This window comes from Carnimonas bestiolae (assembly GCF_051251145.1).
GTDB classification, from domain to species: Bacteria; Pseudomonadota; Gammaproteobacteria; order Pseudomonadales; family Halomonadaceae; genus Carnimonas; species Carnimonas bestiolae.
Map to the genome: position 1 here is coordinate 541,384 of NZ_JBPCZK010000001.1, position 21,033 is coordinate 562,416.

Here is a 21,033-nt window from a genome sequence, read left to right on the forward strand (position 1 = left end):
AGGCCAGCAGTAGCCCATAAAAAATCCCGCCTCTGACACCAGAGACGGGATGTTGGCCTCGCAGCAGCTTTCGTTATTCCTGAATGCCGCCTTTGGTCAGTTGGGAAGGATCAAGGTGGCGGCGCAGGTCGTCTTCCGATACGTCGCAGTTAGCTTTCGCTACCTCAAGGATTGGACGCCCTTCCTTATAAGCTTTCTTGGCAATCTCGGCCGCCTTCAGGTAGCCGATTACCGGGTTCAGCGCGGTCACCAGAATCGGGTTTTTCGCCAGCGGCGCTTCAATGTTGTCTTCACGCACGGTGAACTCGCTAATCGCCTCGCCCAGCAACGGCAGCGTATTGGATAGCAGGGTAATCGACGACAGCAGGTTATGCGCGATCATCGGTAGCATTACATTGAGCTGGAAGTTGCCTGACTGACCGCCAATGGTAATGGCAGCATCGTTGCCGATAACCTGCGCCGCTACCTGTGCCGCTGCTTCAGGAATAACCGGATTAACCTTGCCCGGCATGATCGAGCTGCCCGGCTGCAGCGCCTTGAGCTCGATTTCGCCCAGACCGGCCAGCGGGCCAGAGTTCATCCAGCGCAGATCGTTGGAAATTTTCAGCACCGCGCACGCCAGCGTTTTCAGGTGTCCCGAGGTTTCTACCACGGCGTCCTGCGACGACAGCGCCGAGAAGAAGCTATCGCTAGGCACAAACGACAGCTTGGTGGTTTCGCTCAGGCGACGGGCAAAACGCTCGGCAAATTCAGGATGCGCATTGATACCGGTACCTACCGCGGTGCCGCCCTGCGCCAGACGCAGCAGGCGCTGCTGGCCGTCCTTGATACGGTTGATCGATTGCGCAATCTGATCGGCCCAGCCCAGCAGTTCCTGGCTCATGCGAATCGGCATGGCATCCATCAGGTGGGTACGGCCGGTTTTGACCACATGTTCGACGCTGGCGGCTTTTTTCTCGATGGCCGCGTGCAGCGTTTCAAGTGCCGGCAGCAGCTGATGTTCTACCGCCAATGCCGCAGAAATGTGAATCGCACTGGGAATAGTGTCGTTACTGCTCTGCCCCATATTAACGTGGTCATTGGGGGCGATAGGCAGATCGTCGGTGGAGGCGAGATGAGCAATCACCTCGTTGACGTTCATGTTGGTAGACGTACCGGAGCCGGTCTGGAAAATATCGATCGGAAACTGGTCGGCGTATTGACCGTCGATAATTTCCTGCGCCGCTTTGGTGATTGCTTCCGCACGCCCTTTATCGAGCAGTTGCAGATCAAGATTGACCTGCGCGGCGGTCAGCTTGATACGCGCCACTGCCTTGATCAGTTCAGCTGGTAGCGGTTGGCCGCTGATGGGAAAGTTGTCGACCGCGCGCTGCGTTTGGGCGCCATAAAGCGCATTCGCTGGCACCTCCAGTTCGCCCATGCTGTCCTTCTCAATGCGGGTGTTGCTCATCTTATCCCCCTAACCAAGGTATTTTCAGTGGTAATCGATATTCCAACATGCTTGCTGGCGGCGCTAGTTATTGGCCGGCCGGCCGCTCGCGCTGCCCCTGCGACACGACCGAGCCAGGCCACGGCTGCTCAGACAATATGATTATGGTACACCTTGCGACATCAACGTGCTGCCCTCTCTGTCTATACATCGATAGCGACATTAGTAGAGAGGCTGGAAGGAAACGGGCCCCATGGCATGCGCGTATTCTCTGCCAACCGGCCCCAAAGCGCGCTGCGCTACCGCCGCCGCTTGATGTCGGCGACGGATAGATGGCACGCTGGTTGACCGCACCATGCCTTAGTGCAGGCACATCCAATGACCAACGTAAGTTGCCAAAGGAGTCGCCATCCAATGGCTATCAATCGCCGCCGTTTTTGCCAATTCAGCGCTGCCACGCTACTGCTGCCGAGCGCTTTACGCGCCGCGCCCGCCCCTGCGCTAACAACGCTGGTATCAGGCAATAATAACTGCAACGCCATCGCCGTTGATTCGCAGCAGCAGATCTTCCTTGGATTTCCACGGTTTGGAGAACCTCATCAGCCAAGCTACTCGGTGGCCAGGCTCACCAAAGAGGGCAAGGTGGTTCCCTTCCCCGATGATGAGTGGAATCGCTATCGGCCCGGCCAAAATGCGCGCAATGCGTTCGTGGCGGTGAACGCCGTGCACATTTTTGCTGACGATACGCTGTGGGTGGTCGATCAGGGCGCGACATCCGATGAAACGCCCGTTCCCGGCGCGCAGAAGGTGATCCAGCTCGATAACCGCAGCGGTGAAGTGCTGAAGGTGCTGCGCTTCGACGAGCAGGTGCTGCCCAAGGGTGCAGCCATCAACGATCTGCGCATTCATGGCACTACCATGATTCTGACCGACAGCGGCGCGGGCGGTATCGTGCTCCACGACTTGGACAGCGGCGACACCCTCCGCCGCCTGCACGGTCAGCCGAGCGTACAAAACGATGCCCAGCATCCGCTGCGCGGTAGCGGCGGGCGACTGCTGAAAAACGCCGCTGGCGAAAAGCCCACGACGTACTCCAACCAGCTGGAAATCGACCCTAGCGGTACCTGGCTCTACTTCGCACCGCTGATAGGCCCGATGCGGAAGGTGCGCATTCGCGACTTATGGGATCGCAACCTGAGCGACAGCGAACTGAATAAGCGCGTCAGCTATCCATTTGATATCGCCAGCACCAACGGCACCGCCATGGACGACCGCGGCAACTTCTATATCTGCGATGCTGAGCACCATCAAATCGACGTGGTTTCGCCCCAGGGCAAGCGCGCCACGCTGATAAAACACCCGCGCTTGATCTCACCGGATGCGCTGTTCATTGATCGCCGCCGCACGCTCTATATCCCTTGCGGCCAAGTGGAGTACACCGCAGGCATGAATGGCGGCCACTATCAGCCCAAGCTGCCCTTCGAAGTGTTTACGCTGCGGCTGCCCGAGCAACTGGCAGGCATCCAGTTAGGCAGCTTCCTCGGTTGACGACTGCCGCAGCAGGCATTCGTCAGCAGGACTTATATTCAGCAGTGGAATAACAGCAGCGAATTTTTATATTTCCCGCCATAAGCGACCTCTACCAAGCTATAGCAAATCATCAAGAGGTCGCTTATGAACGCCAGCATCAAACGCCAAACCCCGCTCCTTGCCGGACTCATTGCTGTTGCCATGGGGGTCGTCAGCAGTACAGCCCTGGCTGCTCAGCCCGACACGCTGACGGTCGGCTATCAGAAAGCCAATATCTTCCAACTGCTGAAGTCACGCGGTACGCTGGACGAGGCCTTCAAAAAACAGGGTACTCAGGTCAAGTGGGTGCAGTTTGCGGCAGGCCCGCAGATGCTCGAAGCGCTTAATCTGGGCAGTATCGATGTGGCGGCCACCGGCGATGCGCCTCCCGCCTTTGCGCAGGCGGCGCAGGCTGACCTGGTTTACCTAGGGCATTCACCGGCTAATCCTGAAACCGAGGCCATTGTGGTGCCCAAGGATTCTGATATCCGCGCAGTGAAGGATTTGAAAGGCAAGCGCGTAGCGCTTAACAAAGGCTCTGACGTTAACTATCTGCTGGTGAAAGCGCTGCAAAAGGCCGGGCTAAGCTACAGCGATATTCAACCGGTGTATCTCACCCCCGACAGCGCACGCGCGGCGTTCCAAAGCGGTGCCATCGATGCCTGGGCGATCTGGGATCCTTTCCTTAGCGAAGCCGAACAGAATGCCGGCGCGCGTGAGTTAACCAATGCCAAAGGCCTGGCGCCGCACTACACCTTCTATCTGGCCAGCCGCACATTTGCCGACGGTTCGCCGGATACCGCGAAGGCGTTTATCAGCGAGCTGCAATCGCTCAGCGACTGGGCGAATCACCACCAAGGTGACGTTGCCAAGCTGTTAACCAACACCACCGGTCTGGAACAAGGCATCTGGCAGAAGGTATTGGGACGTGCACCCTTCGGTATCGAACGGATGAGCAATAAGGTCTACGACGAGCAGCAGCAGCTTGCCGATACCTTCACCGCCGCGCATTTGCTGCCGGGCAAGGTCGACGTTCGCTCGGCGCTGTGGTCGCAGGACAGTCAATTGAAAGAGCAGTAATACCGACGCATTAGCACACGGGCGATGATGATCACCGCCCGTGCGCTGTTATGTTATGTTCAGTGCTGCGTTCGAGTCATGACACTGCGCCAAACCTTCCCCACAGGCCCAGCGTTACCCGCCAACCCTGTGAGGGTAGCCGCGCCCTACCGCCGCAGTGGAGCCGTCCTATAGCACTAACGCCATGCTGTCCTTCTTGCCCAGTCGCCCTATCCGTGCGAAGCATTCCCTATTGCGCTCTTCCAACACCTTCGTGTTGGCGCAGTCTCAGCGAGACTCGCCATTGCTGTCTGAGCTTCCGCGCTGGCGCAAGCGATACGCAACGCCGAGCACCACCAGCCAAGGCGGCAGCAGCCACACCGCCAAGCGCATCTCGTCGCTGCACGCCATGATCACCAGGATGCCGCATAGAAACGCAAGGCACAGGTAGTTGCTCCACGGCTGTAGCGGGCTGGGAAAATGGGTGTGCTGCTGGCGCATGGCACGGTGAAACTTCAGATGAGTGATGGTAATAAACAGCCAATTGAGCGTCAGCGATGCCGTCACCAGCATCAGCAAAATGTCGAAGGCGCGTTCAGGCATCAGGTAGTTGATCAGCACGCAAACGGCGCTTGCCAGCGCCGATACCCACAGCGAATTGACCGGCACGCCCTTGGCATTCAAGTGCCCCAGCACCCGCGGCGCATCGCCCTGACGCGCAAGCCCGGTCAGCATGCGACTGGTCGAATAGGTGGCGCTGTTATAAACCGATAGCGCTGCGATCAGCACCACAACGTTGAGCGCGGTGGCGATCCACGGCGAATGCAGTGCGGCAAAAATCATCACGAACGGACTACCGCCCTGAGCGATCTGATTCCACGGAAACAGCGCCAGCAGTACCGCTTGTGAACCAATGAAGAAAATCAGAATACGAATGATCACCTGATTGGTTGCGCGCGGAATGGTGCGCGCCGGATCGTCGGCTTCCGCCGCCGCGATACCCACCAGCTCGAGCCCGCCAAACGAAAACATGATAATCGCCAGCCCCAGCAGCATCCCGCTGACACCATGCGGGAAGAATCCTCCTATTGCCCACAGGTTCGACAGCGACGCCTGTGGACCACCGCTGCCGCTGATCAGCAGGTAAAGACCAAACGCGATCATGGCAACAATGGCGATAATTTTGATCAGCGAGAAGAAAAACTCCATCTCGCCGAACAGTTTGACGTGACGAAAATTGATCGCGTTGATGATAAGGAAGCACGCCGTCACCGATATCCACGACGGCAGCGTGGGCCACCAGTACTGCATGTACTGGCCCACTGCAGTTAGCTCGGCCATGCTGACCAGAATGTAGAGCACCCAGTAATTCCAGCCGGCGGCAAAACCAGCGAAAGGCCCCCAATAGCGATGGGCGAAATGGCTGAATGAACCGGCCACCGGCTGTTCAACCACCATCTCGGCCAACTGCCGCATGATCAAAAACGCGATCACGCCAGCGATGGCGTATCCCAATAGAATCGACGGGCCTGCCAATGCGATGGTATGCGCCGTGCCCAGAAACAATCCGGTGCCGACCGACCCGCCCAGTGCGATCAACTGAATGTGTCGATTTTTAAGGCGACGTTGGAAGGAATGAGCGGAAGGAGTAGAGCTGTCAGTCATGGTGGATCGCTGCAGATGGACGGATGGCCGGTACGCTGGGCGCTGTCAAAAACGTCGGCGAGCCAGATGAAGTGCTCGCGCAGCACATGCGAAAACGTTTCAAGGCATGTGAGCGCCGCACGCTGCCAGCATAAACACCATGCAGACAGTCGGAAGTGCGGGGCGGCACCAAGCACGCTAGGACGGCAACCGGTAGGCTCCGACCCTTTTTTGCGGGCGCAGTTGTACCACATTTGGCCTATCAAGGGGGATAGTCCATGCGGCTATTTCAGCGTAACCGCCACGCTCGACTTTGCTAACGACGGCAAATGGCTCAAGATGAGGCGTCTTTTTCGCCTACACCTCATCAGGAGCATGCCATGTGGTTCCGCAAGCAGCTGACACTTGCCCCGAAACGTCGCGGATTTCACCTGATTACCCGGGAAATTATCGATGAAGTGCCGGAAATACGGAATATATCGACCGGTCTGATGCATGTGCAGATACTGCATACCTCGGCGTCACTGACCCTGAATGAGAACGCCGACCCTGATGTTCGCCACGATATGGCGGCGTTTTTAAATGATCGCGTGCCGGGCAATCTGCCCTACTTCCGCCACACCCTGGAAGGCGACGACGACATGCCCGCGCACATCAAGGCCAGCCTGTTGGGCACTCAGCTCACGCTAGCGGTGGAAAATGGTCGGCTGGCGACCGGCACCTGGCAGGGTATCTGGCTGGGCGAGCACCGCGACCATGGCGGCAGTCGTCGACTGTTGGTTACGCTGTTTGGCGAGTAGCTACGCGGCGCTATTACGTTGAGAAGTAGCGCCGCGGCAGCACGGTGGCTGAGCGAATCGCCAGCCATTTGGGATAATTTCAGCCTTCGAGCACCACCAGGGCGAGAGTGCTCGCGGTGCGGTGGGAAAGCGCCTTTCAGGTCACAGCGGTTTACATCGAAAAGATGCTTACCAAGGGCCGCGTGCTACCCGTTGCAACGGCTGGCAGGTAGCCCCGCTACCACTCCAGCGCCTGTTTGACGAACGGAATGGTCAGCCGCCGGTGCGCCGAGAGTGACGCAGTATCGAGGCGTTCGAGCTCGGCAAACAGCGCGGGAAGACGCCGCGGTCCGCGATGCATGATATAGCGGGCAACTTCATCGGGAAGCTCCATACCGCGCTGCTGGGCACGCAGCTTCAGCGCTTCGGTGCGTTCTTCATCGTTAAGCTGCTGAAGATGGAAGGTAGCGCCCCAGCCTAGCCGTGAGGCGAGATCGGGCAGTTTGATATCAAGCTGGCGCGGTGCGGCGTTGGCCGACACAACCAACCGCTTTGATGCGTCGCGCATGCGATTAAAGCAGTGAAACAGGCCCTCCTCCCAACGCTTGCGACCTACCACGACATCGACATCGTCGATGGCCAGCAAATCCAGACGTTCGAGGTCTTCAAGCATTAACGGCGGAAAGTGCCCTAGCTCCTTGAGCGGCAAATACAGGGTGCGCAGGCCGTGATCGTCGGCTTCGTGACAGGCCGCCTGCAGCAGATGACTGCGCCCCGCCTCGGCTGCGCCCCACACAAACACCAGCGGCTCCGCAGCGCCTGCGGCTTGCGCCTTGAGCGCCGCCAATGCCGCCACGTTGCTGCCAGGATAGAAGTTGGCAAAGGTGGCGTCATCCCGCGGTCCAATGCCCAACGGCAGCTGCCAGGGTGAACTCATGACAGGCTCCGCCGGTGCGGCTCGAACAACGCACAGCCGCACGCCGCCCGCACCGCATCAGTCGGTACGGCTTCGTCCGTTGGGCAGTCGTTGAGCAGTCGGCACAAGGCCAGGTGATATAGCGTCATCGCATCCTCGCGGCAGCGTGAACGTCGCGCTCTTGCCAGTAAACAAGCACACAACCCCAACATAGTACCCAAGCGCGCTCAGCGACGCGAGATGTGATGTTGGATGACGTGGCCAGCGCCAGCCCTATAAATATCCACCGCCGCATCAGCGATGTGCTATAAGCATAATAACCTCTGGATAATGCCCCCAGTGGCCCTTGCCTCTCGTGCGGCGAACAACTTTTACAATAAATGTACGGGTGAGAAATGAATAAATATCTATCGCTATTGATCATCGCAGTTGCCGTCAGCGGCTGCGAATCCATCGCTACTAACTACAACGATGACTACCACCACTGTCGCACCCAAACGGGCAGCGATCCCCAGCAGGATGGCGAAAATCCTAACCAGCAAGCGTTCCATGACTGCATGCTCGGTAAGGGCTGGGTCAGTGATCGCTTATCCAACTCCCAGCCGCTTCGATAAACACCGCTACTCGAGCGCGTATTCAGCGATAAGGAAAGCTCACGGCGAAGGCCGCCGGGCTTCGCTTACCGCGTGCTCTCTGCGTCTCAGCCGATTCCCCCGCTAGCACCATGCCAATGCGGAAGCGACGATGATATACTCCGCGCAGCCTGCCTTGTGCGACCAGCGCTGGCAGTGGAGCGTTGTTTTCAGTTTGCTATCCACCATTGACCGCAGCCATTTTCGAGAGCGCCATGACTACTTCCAATCCTTCATCTCAGGCTTCCATCAGCTACAAGGATGCTGGTGTCAACATCGACGCCGGTAACGCGCTGGTTGACCGCATCAAGGAAACCGTCAAACGCACCACTCGCCCCGAGGTACTGGGCGGTCTGGGAGGGTTCGGCGCGCTGTGTGAACTGCCCAGCGGCTACCGCAAGCCGGTGCTGGTATCAGGCACCGATGGCGTAGGTACCAAGCTGCGCGTTGCGATGATGCTGGAACGCCACGACACCATCGGCATCGATCTGGTGGCCATGTGCGTCAACGATCTGGTGGTGGCCGGTGCTGAGCCGCTGTTCTTCCTCGACTACTACGCCACCGGCAAGCTCGATGTCGATATGGCCACTGACGTAGTCAAGGGCATTGGCAGCGGCTGCGAGCAGGCGGGCTGTGCGCTGGTGGGCGGTGAAACCGCAGAAATGCCGGGCATGTACGAAGGCAGCGATTACGATCTGGCCGGCTTCTGCGTGGGCGTGGTCGAGAAGGATGAGGTCATCGACGGTAGCCAGGTAGGGACGGGCGACGTGGTGCTCGGGCTAGCCTCTTCGGGGCCGCACTCCAACGGCTACTCGCTGATTCGCAAAATCGTCGAACGCGCTGGCGGCGATCTCGCCACCGACATCGACGGCACGCCGCTCAGCGATGCGCTGATGGCACCTACCCGCATCTACGTTAAGCCGCTGCTGTCGCTGATCAAGGAGAGCGGCGTCTCGGTACACGCGCTTTCGCACATTACCGGCGGTGGATTGCTCGAAAACCTGCCGCGCGTGCTGCCCGACAACGCCACCGCCAGCATCGACGTGTCGCGCTGGCAGCGTCCTGCCGTATTCGATTGGCTGCAGCAGCAAGGCAACATTGAAGCGCGCGAAATGTACCGTACCCTCAACTGCGGCATTGGCATGGTAGTGGTAGTGGCCGCCGCCGACGCCGATAAGGCCATCGAGCATCTCAAGGCGCAGGGCGAAACGGTCTATCGCATCGGTGAAGTGCGCGCTCGCCAGGGTGATGAAGAGCAGGTAGCGCTGGAGAACCTCTGATGAGCGAAGAGCATACCGGTTTCGAGGCCGCCCCCGCTGAAGCGCCCCGCGTGGTGGTACTGATTTCCGGCAACGGTAGCAACCTGCAAGCGATGATCGACGCCCAGAATCACGATGAGCTGGGCGGCGAAATTGCCGCGGTCATCTCCAACCGCAGCGATGCCTACGGCCTTGAACGCGCCCGCGCAGCAGGCATACCGGCCGTGGTGCTGCCGCAGGACGAATACGATAGCCGCGAAGCCTACGATGGCGCGCTGATCAAGGTGATTGAGCGCCACGAGCCCAGCCTGATTGTGCTGGCAGGCTTCATGCGCATTCTTAGCCCGCTGTTCGTGCACCGCTTTTACGGCCGTTTGGTCAACATTCATCCGTCACTGCTGCCCGCTTACAAGGGCCTGCACACTCATCGCCGCGTGCTGGAAGACGGCGTTGCCACCCATGGCGTCAGCGTGCACTTCGTCAGCGACGAGCTCGACGGTGGCCCGATCATTATGCAGGCCGAGGTCGACGTCGACAGCGCCGATACCGAGCAAACGCTAGCGGCCAAGGTGCAGCAGCGCGAGCACCTGATCTATCCCATTGCGGTGCGCTGGATACTCGAAGGCCGGCTGCGCCTTGATGGCGACAAGGCCAGCTTCGACGGCATCGCGCTTAAAGAAGGCGGCATGCGCCTGAGCCACGCCGACGCGCTGAGCGATATCGACGAGGCCTGAAGGTTGCCAGCATCAAGCATATGAAAAAGCCCCGCCGAGTTAATCCCGGCGGGGCTTTTTGTTGGAGCGAAGAAGGCGAAAATCAGGTGCGCGGTAGGGTGACGCCACGCTGGCCCTGATATTTGCCAGCGCGATCGCCGTAGGACACTTCGCACACTTCATCGGATTCGAAGAACAGCATCTGCGCCACGCCTTCGTTGGCGTAAATCTTGGCAGGCAGATTGGTGGTATTCGAGAATTCGAGGGTCACGTGCCCTTCCCACTCCGGCTCCAGCGGCGTGACGTTCACAATGATACCGCAGCGCGCGTAGGTCGATTTGCCCAGACACACCGTCAGCACGTTACGCGGAATCCGGAAGTATTCCACGGTGCGCGCCAGTGCGAAGGAGTTGGGCGGAATGACGCACACGTCTCCTTTGATATCGACGAAGCTTTTCTCATCAAAATGCTTGGGATCGACCGTCGCCGAGTGAATGTTGGTGAAGACCTTGAACTCGTCGGCGCAGCGCACATCGTAGCCGTAGCTCGACGTGCCGTAGGAGATCAACCGAGCGCCGTCGTCAGATTCACGCACCTGCCCCGCTTCGTACGGCTCAATCATGCCGTGCTGTTCAGACATGCGGCGGATCCATTTATCGGCTTTGATGCTCATCGCGCTGGCTACCTTCGTGAAGCAAATAACGAAATATGTGTGGCCCCACATAATAGCGGCTAGCCCTACGTGTGTCGCCCTCACCCGACAATTTTTATCTGCCGCTGCGCTGACGCCCGTTTACCCTGCCATTAGGCGGCTTGCGTAAGCGGTTTTCGTCACTGCGGCCCAGCTAAAGCCGCCGCCGCCGTGGTGCTTGCTGTTGCCTAGGGCAGGGCCGCCCAGGAGTGAAAACAGTGCCAGATCAGTCGGTGTCCCAGCGCCTTCAGAACGCAAACGCCGCACTCTAGATTAGGCACTGCTTTGGCCCAAGCGGTGCTATCGACTAGCTGAAACCGATGGTCGGGCCCTGCTGCGAAGAACCTGCTAGCGCATCCTTGATGGCATCGGCGGCGCTTTGATACTCACGGGCGGCTTCGCCGTCTGGCTCAGCAACTACGCTGGGCGTGCCGCCGTCGGCGTGTTCACGAATCGAACGCAGCAGCGGCAGCCGCCCGATCACCCGTGTGTCGTAGCTCTCGGCAATCTGATCGCCGCCGCCTTCACCAAATAGCGCATCGACGTGCCCACACTCTGAACAGACGTGGGTACTCATGTTCTCGATCACCCCCAGTACCGGCACGTTAACCTTACGAAACATCTCGATGCCGCGCCGCGCATCCAGCAACGCAATATCCTGCGGGGTGGTCACGATCACCGCTCCGGCCACCGACACCTTCTGCGCCAGGCTGAGCTGAATATCGCCGGTGCCGGGCGGCATATCGATCAGCAGATAATCAAGCTCGCCCCAGTCAGTCTGGTTCAGCAACTGCATGAAGGCGCCCGCCACCATTGGCCCACGCCATACCATCGCGGTTTCGATATCGGTCAGAAACGCCATCGACATTACCTTCAGACCATGGGCCTCGAGCGGCAGCATGGTTTTCTCGTCCTTGGCACGCGGGCGAGTGCCGGGTTCGACCCCCAGCATCTGCGCCTGACTGGGGCCGTAAATATCAGCATCGAGCACGCCCACCCGCTGTCCACCAGAAGCCAACGCCAGCGCCAGATTGGCAGTGACGGTCGATTTACCTACCCCGCCCTTGCCCGACGCTACCGCGACTATCTTCTTCACACCTTCAATCATCGACTGCTCCCGAAAACAACGCATCGCTCGGCTAATATCGCGAGCGCAATGGGCGCAGTATAACGCGCCGCCCCGCCTTCCTCTCAAGCCTCAGCGTGCGCACTCCGCACGCGAGCAATCGTTGCCACGCGCCTACCCTCGGCCGCCGTCTCGCGTTAAACTTGTGCCTTTCTCTCTTTCCGATACAACCAGAGCCACGCGTAGCGCGCTCCTTGATTGTTTCCGACAGCTAAAGCTTCCGAGGCGTCATGTCCACACGCAAGATTCTTGTTACCAGTGCCCTTCCTTATGCTAACGGGGATATTCATCTCGGGCACATGATGGAACACGTCCAGACCGATATCTGGGTGCGCTTCCAAAAAAGTCGCGGCAATACCTGCTACTACGTGTGCGCTGACGACGCCCACGGCACACCCATCATGCTGCGCGCCGAACAGGAAGGCATTACCCCGGAAGCCCTGGTCGACAAGAGCAATCGCGCCCATCAGGCTGACTTCGCGCGTTTCGGCATCGGTTACGACAATTACTACAGCACCCATTCGCCGGAAAACCGCGCTTACGTAGAGCAAATCTATAACGTTCTTAAAGACAACGGCCATATCGCCACCCGCGATATTCAGCAGATGTACGATCCGGAAAAAGGCATGTTCCTGGCCGATCGCTTCATCAAAGGCACTTGTCCCAACTGCAACGCCGAAGATCAGTATGGCGACAACTGCGAAGCGTGCGGTGCTACCTACACCCCGGCTGATCTCATCGATCCGGTATCGGCCATTTCCGGTGCGCGGCCTGAAATTCGCAGCTCGACTCACTATTTTTTCAAGCTGCCTGACTTTCAGCACTTCCTTGAGCAGTGGCTCGCTTCCGGTACCGTGCAGCCGCAAATCGCCAACAAGCTTGGCGAATGGTTCTCGGCAGGTCTGAACGAGTGGGACATCTCACGCGATGCGCCCTATTTCGGTTTTGAGATTCCCGATGCGCCCGGTAAATACTTCTACGTGTGGGTGGATGCGCCGATTGGCTACTTCGCAAGCTTCAAACAGCTGTGCGACCGTGAAGGCATTGATATCAACGAATATCTGCGGCCCGACACCGATACCGAAATGCACCATTTCATCGGTAAGGACATCGTTTACTTCCACGCGCTGTTCTGGCCCGCGATGCTGGAAGGTGCCAATTTGCGCAAGCCCACCAGCGTGCACTGTCACGGCTTTTTAACCGTCAACGGTGCCAAGATGTCGAAGTCGCGCGGCACCTTTATCAAGGCCGATACCTACGCGCGCCATCTTAATCCTGAGTACCTGCGCTATTACTTCGCCGCCAAGCTGTCATCGCGGCTCGATGATATCGATCTCAGCCTCGATGACTTCACCACCCGGGTAAACTCGGATCTGGTCGGCAAGGTGGTCAATATCGCCAGTCGCTGCGCTGGCTTCATCAAGAAAGGTGGCGGCACGCTGGCCGCGACGCTGAGTGAACAACCGCTGCTCGATCGCGCCATTGCCGCCGGCGAAGATATTGCCGCCGACTTCGAGGCGCGTGAATATTCGCGTGCGGTACGCCGCATTATGGAGCTCGCCGACGAAGCCAACGCCTACATCGCCGAGCGAGCGCCGTGGGCGCTGGCCAAGCAGGAAGGCAACGAAGAGCGCGTGCGCGACGTGTGCTCGCTCGGCATCAACCTGTTCCGCCAAATCATCACCTACTTGGCTCCAATCACGCCCCAACTGGCCGAAGGTGCGCGGCAGTTCCTCAACTTGCCCGACCTCCATTGGGAGAGCCGCAAGCAGTCACTCGCCAATCACGCGATCAACCCCTTCAAGCCGCTGATTCAGCGCATCGACAGCAAACAGATCGACGCCATGATCGAGGATTCGAAAGAAGTGGCGGCACAAGAGCTGGAGCTGAAAAACGGCACCGCAGCGGCGACTAACGCGACCAGCGAAGAAGCGAGCGATATCGAACCCATCGCGGACACCATCACCATTGACGACTTCGTCAAGGTAGATTTGCGCATCGCCCGCATCGACAGCGCAGAGCGCGTCGAGGGTTCCAACAAGCTGCTCAAGCTGACGCTGAGCCTTGGCAGCGAAACCCGCACCGTATTCTCGGGCATCGCCAAGCACTATGCGCCTGAGGCACTCGAGGGCCGCCTGACCGTGATGGTGGCCAATCTGGCGCCGCGCAAAATGCGCTTTGGTGTGTCAGAAGGCATGGTGCTGGCGACTGGCAACGATGACGGCATCTATCTGCTGTCGCCCGACAGCGGCGCACAGCCGGGCCAGCGAGTCACCTGATCGCATGAGCAGCGCCAACGCCATTCTGGTCGAACAGATCGACGCCGTATTACCGCAGACTCAGTGCGGCAAATGCGGGCACGGCGGCTGCTTGCCCTATGCGGCCGCCATTGCCGACGGCGAGGCCATCAACAAATGCCCGCCGGGTGGCGACACTACCCTGCACACCTTGGCGCAGCTGTTACAGCGGCCGCTCGAAGCATTGGAGCAGCCCGCCGAAGCGCCGCAGCTGGCAGTGATTCGTGAAGATGAATGCATTGGCTGCACCAAATGCATTCAGGCGTGCCCGGTGGACGCCATCGTCGGAGCAGCCAAACAGATGCATGGCGTGCTCGAAGCAGAATGCACCGGCTGCGAGCTGTGCGTTGAGCCCTGCCCGGTCGACTGCATCGATATTGTTGCGCATCCTCAATGGCAGGCGGCGCACGATGAACTCGCCCGCCAGCGCTACCTCAACGCGCGCGCCGCTAACGGCCGAGCCCGCCACCGTGCACGCAACGCTCGCCTCGAGGCACGCAAGGCAGCGCTTGCTGACAAACGCATGGCGCGTTTAAAGCAACGCCTGTCACCCGCCAAGGCTGATTCAAGCGCCGTCACACCCACCACTGGCACGCCAGCGGACGGCTCGCCAACGGTTTCCACGACAGGCGCAACCGCGAGCGCGGCGACGTCTTCATCCAGCCGCAACAGCGCACTGATCGCGCGTCTTCAGCACAAGCTCTCGCGCTTGGCCGCCGAAGATCCCAAACGCCATGAACTCGAGCAGCGGCTGAGCGACCTACAGCAGTCCACCCACGCGGTGCCTCAGCAGACTCGCCAGCTAAAAATGGCTCTGGCCGCCGCCGAACAGCGTCGCCGTCTCGCTGAACGCCATCTACAGCACTGCTATCGCCAGGCAGGCCCTGATGAGATCGACGCGGCTAAACAGGCACTCGAACAGGCCCGCAGCACCGAGCAGGCGGCGCGCGCGGCGCTGGAACAGAGCCCTTCACTTGATTGATTTCGATTTGGCATCGTCATGAATAACGAAAAACGCCGTCAGATATTCGAGCGCCTGCGCGCCGACAATCCGCACCCGACTACCGAGCTCAACTGGACCACGCCGTTTGAGCTGCTGGTGGCAGTCGCACTGTCGGCGCAGTCGACCGACGTGGGCGTGAATAAGGCGACGGCCAAGCTGTTTGCCGTCGCCAATACACCGCAAACGCTACTAACGCTTGGGCTTGAGGGCATCAAGGCGCATATCAAAACGCTTGGACTGTTCAACAACAAGGCGAAGAATCTGGTCGCCATGTGTGAACAGTTGATTCGCGACCATCAGGGCGAAGTGCCAGCGCAGCGCGCAGCGCTGGAAGCACTGCCCGGGGTCGGCAGGAAAACCGCTAACGTTATCCTCAATACCGCCTTTGGCGAGCCAACAATCGCCGTCGATACGCATATCTTCAGGGTATCCAATCGCACCCGCCTGGCCCCCGGCAAAAACGTCGATGAGGTGGAGCGTAAGCTGCTCAAGGTAGTGCCCCGCGAATTCAAGCAGGACGCCCACCACTGGCTGATTCTGCTGGGGCGCTACACCTGCATCGCGCGCAAGCCGCGCTGCGGCAGTTGCGTTATCGAGGACCTGTGCGAGTACAAGGAAAAGACGGAGGTCTAAGTCAGCCGGCCCTGCTCAGCGATCACTGTCGCGGCGGTCGGCGTTATGGCGCGACAGCCCTTCAGATTCAGTATTGGTGGCGCGCGCCAAGCGCAGCTCCTCTTCAGTGCGCCCCTCTTTGAGCATTTCTTGCTCACGCTCCCACGCCCAGTCTTCTGCCTTTTCACGCTCGGCGTCTTCAAGATGCGCTTCCCGCTCATCATGCGCCTGCTGGGTTTCGCTCCAGTATTCATCGGTACCCGCCCAGCGAGTGGCCGCATGGGGAGTCGTTGGCATACTCGGAAAAGGCGCGGCCGGTTCGGGCGCTGAGCGATGGGTACGCCGCCAGCCGAAAAACAGCATGAGTAGCAGGAATACCAGCCCTGAACCCACGAAGAAGCCGTTATCGCCAATGCGTTCCATTAATTGCGAGATCAGCGGCCCAGCCAGTACCGAGCCCAGCGAGTTAACGAACAGCATTCCCTGCGCCATGCCTACCATGGCCCCGGCAGGCGCTCGGTCGCCAGCATGACTGATGGTAACGGGATAAAGCGCGAAGGCCGCACCACCGAATACAAATAGCCCCACGCCCAGCGTCCAGTGATTAAGCGCCAATAGCGGCAGCAGCGCTGATGCCCCCACCAGGAATGCCGACAGCCAAATCAATACCCACTGGCGGTCGGTACGATCGGACCACAGTCCTATCGGGTATTGCAGCAGCATGCCACCGACCACAACCACGGCCATCATTATCCCCACCATGCTGCCTGCGCCTCCGGCAAGATGGTCCAGATACAGCGGCAAGACACTGTAGATAGCGCCCATCATGATACCGGCCCCCAGGGCACCACCTGAGCCGGTAGGCGTAATTTTGGCCAGCTGCCACGGCGGCAGCGGCGTCTGCTGTTCGATCAGTGGCGCGCTGCGCGGAATCATGGTGATGGGCACCAGCGAGAGCGCCGCTATCATCGCCGCGAAAATGAACGGCAGCTGAGCGTCGCTGCTTTCCAAAGGCGTGTTCAGCGGCCCGATCAGCAGCTGACCTATCGTCATCGCACCATAAAAAGCGACCATATAGAACGCCAGGATACGCCCACGGGTTTTAGCGTCGCCCATGCTTAGCAGCCAGCTTTCGATCACCAGAAAGGCCCCTGCCGTGGCCCAGCCACACAGCAGCCGTACCACTAGCCACACATAAATATCCTGCGATACGCCCTGTATCAGCGCTGACACCGCTACTATGGCGCAAAAACAGGCATAGGCTCGGATATACCCTGCCCGCATCAGCAGCCGTTCGTTAATCAGCGCTCCAGCGCACAGCCCCGCGTAATAAGCGGCCGACACATAGCCAATCGTTTGCACCGAATAATCCGCCGCCGACAGTCTCAACGGCACTAGCGTGGTTAGAAACCCATTGCCTAGCGCCAGCATGAAAAATCCGAAAATAGGCGTGCAAATCAGTGCAAACGTGTGTTTCCCCATAAATCACCTTTGAAGTTGACAACATCCGCCAGATTGAGAGTTATCGTTTTATTATTCAAGGCAGGAGAGAGAAACGTGGGCGTATTGGCGAGATAACGGTATAACAAGGAGAGCATGGCGCTGCTGGAAATAGCAGCGCCATCAGGCACTAAGGCAATCAGCGATTAATATGAGAGCGAGCGACGCACGGCGAAATATTGCCAGGCTTCTTCGGCGGAAAAGAACGTGCGCGACTGATGGCTTGTCTGAAAGGCGGTGGAGCTGAGCTGGTCGCGTACGGGGGCGCGCAGCTCGGCCAGCCACAGCGTAATGCCCTGCCCGTGCAAGCGATCATCCAGCCGTTCCAGCGCCCCCAGCGCTGCACCGTCAATGTAGAGCACGCCTGACATCACCAGCACCACATGTTCGACATCGCGACGCTGGGCAAGATGAGTATTCACGAAGCGTTCGAGCGCGCCCATGTTAGCGAAGTTGAGATCACTACCTGGGCGCACCATCAGCAAATGGGCGGGAATATCTACCTGAAAACGCTCAGGGTTGCGGAAGCCCCCTTCGGGCAAACGACCAATCTCATCGATGTAGGGCTTACTGTTACGCGCCAGCAGCAGCGCCAACGATAGCCCCACCCCCACGCCGAGGCCGGGCATTACGCCGAACAACAGCACGCCAGCGAAAGCCGCCAGCCACGCACAGGCATCGGCACGCGAATAGCGCCAACAGCTCACCAACGACGAAAAACTCATCAATCCCGCCGCCGCCTGAATAACAATTGCGGCCAGCACAGCGCGCGGCAGATCAACGAACAGCCCCGTCAGCCACGCCATTACCGCAATCAGCGCCAGCGCCGAAAACAGCGATGACAGCGGCGTTCTTGCTCCCGCTGTTTCACTGACCGCCGCACGCCCCAAGCCACTGGTTACAGGAAAACCACGGCTGAGTGCCGCCAACAGATTGCACAGCCCCAGCACCCACAGTTCGCGCAGCGGATAGGTAGCTTCGCGGCTGCGCGCCGCCAGCGCCTCGGAGACCGACACAGCGCTCACGTAGTTCACCAGCGCAATACCGAGCGCGGGCAGCAGCAAGGCGCTAACTGCCGACCACGAGAGCAGCGGTAGCGCCAGCGACGGCAGCCCCGCCGGAATGCTGCCCACCTTCGCCATCGGCAGCGCCCACACCTGCATTGCGGCGATGGCCAGCACCATCAGAATAGCCGGCCCGCAGCGCCCTAACAGTTGCGCGACGGTAGACGGTACCTTGAGAGCCAACAGCGCCGTGGGCAGCCAGCGTTTCACCATCCACAGCAGCAGCAGCGCCACGACACCGATCAATGCGATGCCAATATTCAGTTCAGGCAATTGCTGCCACAGCCCCACCAGCTGATCGATCAGGTCGCCCCGCACACCTTCCAGCCCCAGCCAATCACCCATCTGAGACAGCATGATCATCAGCGCTGAGGCGACGGTGAAGCCCTGCATCACAGCGGGACTAACGAAGTCGATCAAACGGCCCAACCGCAGCGCATAAAACAGCAGCAGCCAACCGCCGACCAGCAACGCCAGCGTGCTGGCCGCCGCCGTTAGCTGCGAAGGCGCAAGCCCGCTGTGCTGTAACGTACTGCCCACCAGCAGCGCGGAGAGTGCCATTGGCCCCATCGACACAACTCGACTGCTGCCGAACAGTGCATAGGCCAATAGCGGCAGCACTGCGCTGTATAGCCCCATTTGCGGCGGCAGCCCCGCCAAGCCCGCATAGGCCATTGCCTGCGGCACCAGCAGCGCAGCGATAATCAGCCCTGCCACCACGTCGGCAATGCGTTCGCTGGTGCTTAGCGAACGCCATCGTATAATGCCCGGAAAACGGCCAGGCACTTCTCCTTCGGCGCGATCCTTAGCCATGCTCAACCGGAACGTCGGCAAATATTTGCTCGCCCATGTCATCGATATAGCGCACCGCCTTGTCCTGGGTTAGCTCGATACAGCCTTGCAAGGCAGGCAAGGTATCGGAGCGCTCGAAGGCCACCTGCTGATAGCGACCGTCGGGCAGCGTCCTGCGAATGACTCCGCTAACGCGATACTGCCCCGCCACCTTTTCAGGTGCGGCAATAATCTCATGGCCCTTATGCTCGAATGCCGGTGCCGCGTGCGTCGAGGCGCCGTTATCGGACTTGCTCCAGCGTGAAAACCACCGTTTGATCACGTTATCCCCTGTGACTAATTGATAGAGATGGCGTTGGCCAACGTGGTAAGCGAAGGACGACAACGCTCACTCAATGATAAGATGGCCGCTAACACTCGTTATCGCCGATTGCGCGATACTAAGCAATGGAGTTCTGCATGACACAAGCGAGCGTGGCAACCCTGATGAGCCAGCGCTTTCGTGGCTATCTACCCGTCGTGATCGACGTGGAAACCGGCGGCTTCAATCCACGCCAGGATGCGCTTCTCGAAATCGGCGCTACGCTCGTGACCATGGACGAGCACGGCCAGCTTGTGCCCGATCAGCACTTCAGCGCTCATATTACGCCGTTTGAAGGGGCCAACGTTGAGCAGTCAGCGCTCGATTTCACGGGTATTCGGCTCGACAGCCCGCTGCGTCAGCAGGCCGCTGTTAGCGAGTCAGAAGCACTCGGCGAGTTGTTCAAGCAGGTGCGCAAGGCCATCAAATCCCACGACTGCACCCGCGCGATTCTGGTCGGCCATAACGCCGCCTTCGATCACGGCTTTCTGAATGCGGCAATCGAGCGCTGCGTTATCAAGCGCAATCCGTTCCACCCGTTCTCAAGCCTTGATACCGCTTCGCTGTCGGCGCTCGCCTACGGGCAAACCGTGCTGGCGCGCGCGTGTCAGGCGGCCGGCATTCCCTTCGATCAGCAAAATGCGCACAGCGCGGGCTACGACGCCGAGCGCACCGCCACACTGTTCTGCTCGATCATCAACCGCTATCGCGATCTAGGCGGCTGGGAGCTGACGCTGCGCGAGCAAGCCATGGAAGCACAAGAAGAAGAGTAAAGGGCACGCGCCGCTCATAAAAAAGGCCACTCGTGTAACGCGAGTGGCCTTTTTGCTTTACCGCCAAGAGGATAGCGCAAAGATTGCTTAGCTATCGCCCTCTTCAGTGGCGTTTGCCGCGGCGGCTTCCTTGATCAGTGGCTCAAGCTCGCCGTTCTGATACATCTCGATAACGATATCCGCACCGCCAACCAGTTCGCCGTTTACCCATAGCTGAGGGAAGGTCGGCCAATTGGCGAAGGTTTTCAGCTCGGTACGAATCTCGGGATTTTCCAGAATATTCACGAAGGCAAAACGCTCGCCGCAAGCCATTACCGCCTGCACCGTTTGCGCCGAGAAGCCGCACTGCGGAAACTGCGGGGTGCCCTTCATGTAAAGCAGAATCGGGTTCTCACTGATCTGCTGCTTGATCGTATCAATGGTGGAGCTCATGGTAGAAATCCTTTGCGGGTTGCCCGGCGCTTTCGAAGAAGCCGCCTGCTAACTGACCGCGTAGCGCACTACGCCATCATCCTATGGGATTAAGAATGAGGTGTGTCGGGGCAGCTTTCAAGGCAAAAAGGCTTTTTTAAGCGAAATTCGTGCAGCGAAAACCGCGCCATGGCGAACGTCGACCAGAAAACATGGGCATGGCCGCTATGTCGGTGGAGACAAAAAGAAAACCCGCACACCTGAACGGCATGCGGGCTAAAATTTGGTGGAGCCTAGCGGGATCGAACCGCTGACCTCAACACTGCCAGTGTTGCGCTCTCCCAGCTGAGCTAAGGCCCCTTAACGTGGGGCGTACTTTATAACCAACGCGTTGAAAGGTCAA

The 21,033-nt window shown here is 59.3% G+C and carries 19 protein-coding genes and 1 tRNA gene; 10 read left to right on the forward strand and 10 right to left on the reverse strand.

What is annotated here, in order from left to right; translation table 11 throughout:
- Positions 1-73 precede the first annotated feature (73 nt).
- A complete protein-coding gene (locus R84865_RS02515; protein ID WP_435638754.1) occupies positions 74-1,450 on the reverse strand; it encodes a class II fumarate hydratase in 1,377 nt (458 codons plus the stop codon).
- A gap of 393 nt (positions 1,451-1,843) precedes the next feature.
- Here R84865_RS02515 and R84865_RS02520 point away from each other — a divergent pair, with 393 nt between their 5' ends.
- On the forward strand, positions 1,844-2,977 hold the full coding sequence (locus R84865_RS02520) for an L-dopachrome tautomerase-related protein (RefSeq protein ID WP_435638755.1): 1,134 nt from the start codon (positions 1,844-1,846) through the stop codon (positions 2,975-2,977).
- Positions 2,978-3,103: 126 nt separating this feature from the next.
- Positions 3,104-4,078, forward strand: a complete 975-nt coding sequence (locus R84865_RS02525; protein ID WP_435632160.1) for an aliphatic sulfonate ABC transporter substrate-binding protein — start codon at positions 3,104-3,106, stop codon at positions 4,076-4,078.
- A 267-nt stretch (positions 4,079-4,345) separates the two neighbouring features.
- Here R84865_RS02525 and R84865_RS02530 read toward each other — a convergent pair whose 3' ends face one another.
- On the reverse strand, positions 4,346-5,722 hold the full coding sequence (locus R84865_RS02530) for an amino acid permease (protein ID WP_435632161.1): 1,377 nt from the start codon (positions 5,720-5,722) through the stop codon (positions 4,346-4,348).
- A 359-nt stretch (positions 5,723-6,081) separates the two neighbouring features.
- Between R84865_RS02530 and R84865_RS02535 the strand changes: the two genes are divergently transcribed.
- Positions 6,082-6,501 carry a secondary thiamine-phosphate synthase enzyme YjbQ gene (locus R84865_RS02535; protein WP_435636849.1) on the forward strand — a complete coding sequence of 140 codons (420 nt, stop codon included), beginning with the start codon at positions 6,082-6,084 and terminating at the stop codon, positions 6,499-6,501.
- Between the two features lie 217 nt (positions 6,502-6,718).
- On the opposite strand, the gene hda is transcribed toward R84865_RS02535, so the two are convergent.
- The gene (gene hda / locus R84865_RS02540) at positions 6,719-7,417 is read right to left on the reverse strand and encodes a DnaA regulatory inactivator Hda (protein WP_435632162.1); all 699 of its coding nucleotides are present in this window, start codon (positions 7,415-7,417) and stop codon (positions 6,719-6,721) included.
- Positions 7,418-7,791: 374 nt separating this feature from the next.
- Between hda and R84865_RS02545 the strand changes: the two genes are divergently transcribed.
- From R84865_RS02545 to purN, 3 genes are all read left to right on the forward strand, one after another.
- Positions 7,792-8,010, forward strand: coding sequence for a hypothetical protein (locus R84865_RS02545; RefSeq protein WP_435638756.1), 219 nt, complete (start codon positions 7,792-7,794; stop codon positions 8,008-8,010).
- Between the two features lie 233 nt (positions 8,011-8,243).
- The gene (purM, locus tag R84865_RS02550; protein ID WP_435632164.1) at positions 8,244-9,308 is read left to right on the forward strand and encodes a phosphoribosylformylglycinamidine cyclo-ligase; all 1,065 of its coding nucleotides are present in this window, start codon (positions 8,244-8,246) and stop codon (positions 9,306-9,308) included.
- Positions 9,308-10,021, forward strand: a complete 714-nt coding sequence (gene purN, locus R84865_RS02555) for a phosphoribosylglycinamide formyltransferase (RefSeq protein ID WP_435638757.1) — start codon at positions 9,308-9,310, stop codon at positions 10,019-10,021. The genes purM and purN overlap by 1 nt, the downstream gene beginning before the upstream one ends.
- An 82-nt stretch (positions 10,022-10,103) precedes the next feature.
- Here the strand turns inward: purN and dcd are convergent, their stop codons facing one another.
- Together dcd and apbC are read right to left on the reverse strand one after the other, a co-directional pair.
- Positions 10,104-10,673, reverse strand: coding sequence for a dCTP deaminase (dcd, locus tag R84865_RS02560; protein WP_025731914.1), 570 nt, complete (start codon positions 10,671-10,673; stop codon positions 10,104-10,106).
- Positions 10,674-10,998: 325 nt separating this feature from the next.
- On the reverse strand, positions 10,999-11,799 hold the full coding sequence (gene apbC / locus R84865_RS02565) for an iron-sulfur cluster carrier protein ApbC (RefSeq protein WP_435638758.1): 801 nt from the start codon (positions 11,797-11,799) through the stop codon (positions 10,999-11,001).
- A 248-nt stretch (positions 11,800-12,047) separates the two neighbouring features.
- Here apbC and metG point away from each other — a divergent pair, with 248 nt between their 5' ends.
- The 3 genes from metG to nth are packed head-to-tail and all read left to right on the forward strand — an operon-like array spanning position 12,048 to position 15,750.
- Positions 12,048-14,096, forward strand: a complete 2,049-nt coding sequence (gene metG, locus R84865_RS02570) for a methionine--tRNA ligase (RefSeq protein ID WP_435638759.1) — start codon at positions 12,048-12,050, stop codon at positions 14,094-14,096.
- A gap of 4 nt (positions 14,097-14,100) precedes the next feature.
- A complete protein-coding gene (locus R84865_RS02575) occupies positions 14,101-15,096 on the forward strand; it encodes an RnfABCDGE type electron transport complex subunit B (RefSeq protein ID WP_435638760.1) in 996 nt (331 codons plus the stop codon).
- An 18-nt stretch (positions 15,097-15,114) separates the two neighbouring features.
- A complete protein-coding gene (nth, locus tag R84865_RS02580; RefSeq protein ID WP_435632169.1) occupies positions 15,115-15,750 on the forward strand; it encodes an endonuclease III in 636 nt (211 codons plus the stop codon).
- Between the two features lie 15 nt (positions 15,751-15,765).
- Here the strand turns inward: nth and R84865_RS02585 are convergent, their stop codons facing one another.
- The 3 genes from R84865_RS02585 to R84865_RS02595 form a co-directional block, all read right to left on the reverse strand.
- A complete protein-coding gene (locus R84865_RS02585; protein WP_435638761.1) occupies positions 15,766-17,211 on the reverse strand; it encodes an MFS transporter in 1,446 nt (481 codons plus the stop codon).
- 164 nt (positions 17,212-17,375) lie between these two features.
- Positions 17,376-19,106 carry a SulP family inorganic anion transporter gene (locus R84865_RS02590; protein ID WP_435638762.1) on the reverse strand — a complete coding sequence of 577 codons (1,731 nt, stop codon included), beginning with the start codon at positions 19,104-19,106 and terminating at the stop codon, positions 17,376-17,378.
- Positions 19,099-19,407, reverse strand: a complete 309-nt coding sequence (locus R84865_RS02595) for an HlyU family transcriptional regulator (protein ID WP_435636839.1) — start codon at positions 19,405-19,407, stop codon at positions 19,099-19,101. Before R84865_RS02595 ends, R84865_RS02590 begins: the two co-directional genes overlap by 8 nt.
- Before the next feature lie 137 nt (positions 19,408-19,544).
- On the opposite strand from R84865_RS02595, the gene rnt reads away from it, so the two are divergent.
- Complete coding sequence (rnt, locus tag R84865_RS02600) at positions 19,545-20,219, forward strand: ribonuclease T (protein ID WP_435632173.1); 675 nt, start codon at positions 19,545-19,547, stop codon at positions 20,217-20,219.
- 87 nt (positions 20,220-20,306) lie between these two features.
- Here the strand turns inward: rnt and grxD are convergent, their stop codons facing one another.
- Together grxD and R84865_RS02610 are read right to left on the reverse strand one after the other, a co-directional pair.
- Positions 20,307-20,651: a Grx4 family monothiol glutaredoxin gene (grxD, locus tag R84865_RS02605; protein WP_435632174.1), complete on the reverse strand. Its 345-nt coding sequence runs from the start codon at positions 20,649-20,651 to the stop codon at positions 20,307-20,309.
- Between the two features lie 263 nt (positions 20,652-20,914).
- Positions 20,915-20,990, reverse strand: a tRNA-Ala gene (locus tag R84865_RS02610).
- Between the last annotated feature and the right edge of the window lie 43 nt (positions 20,991-21,033).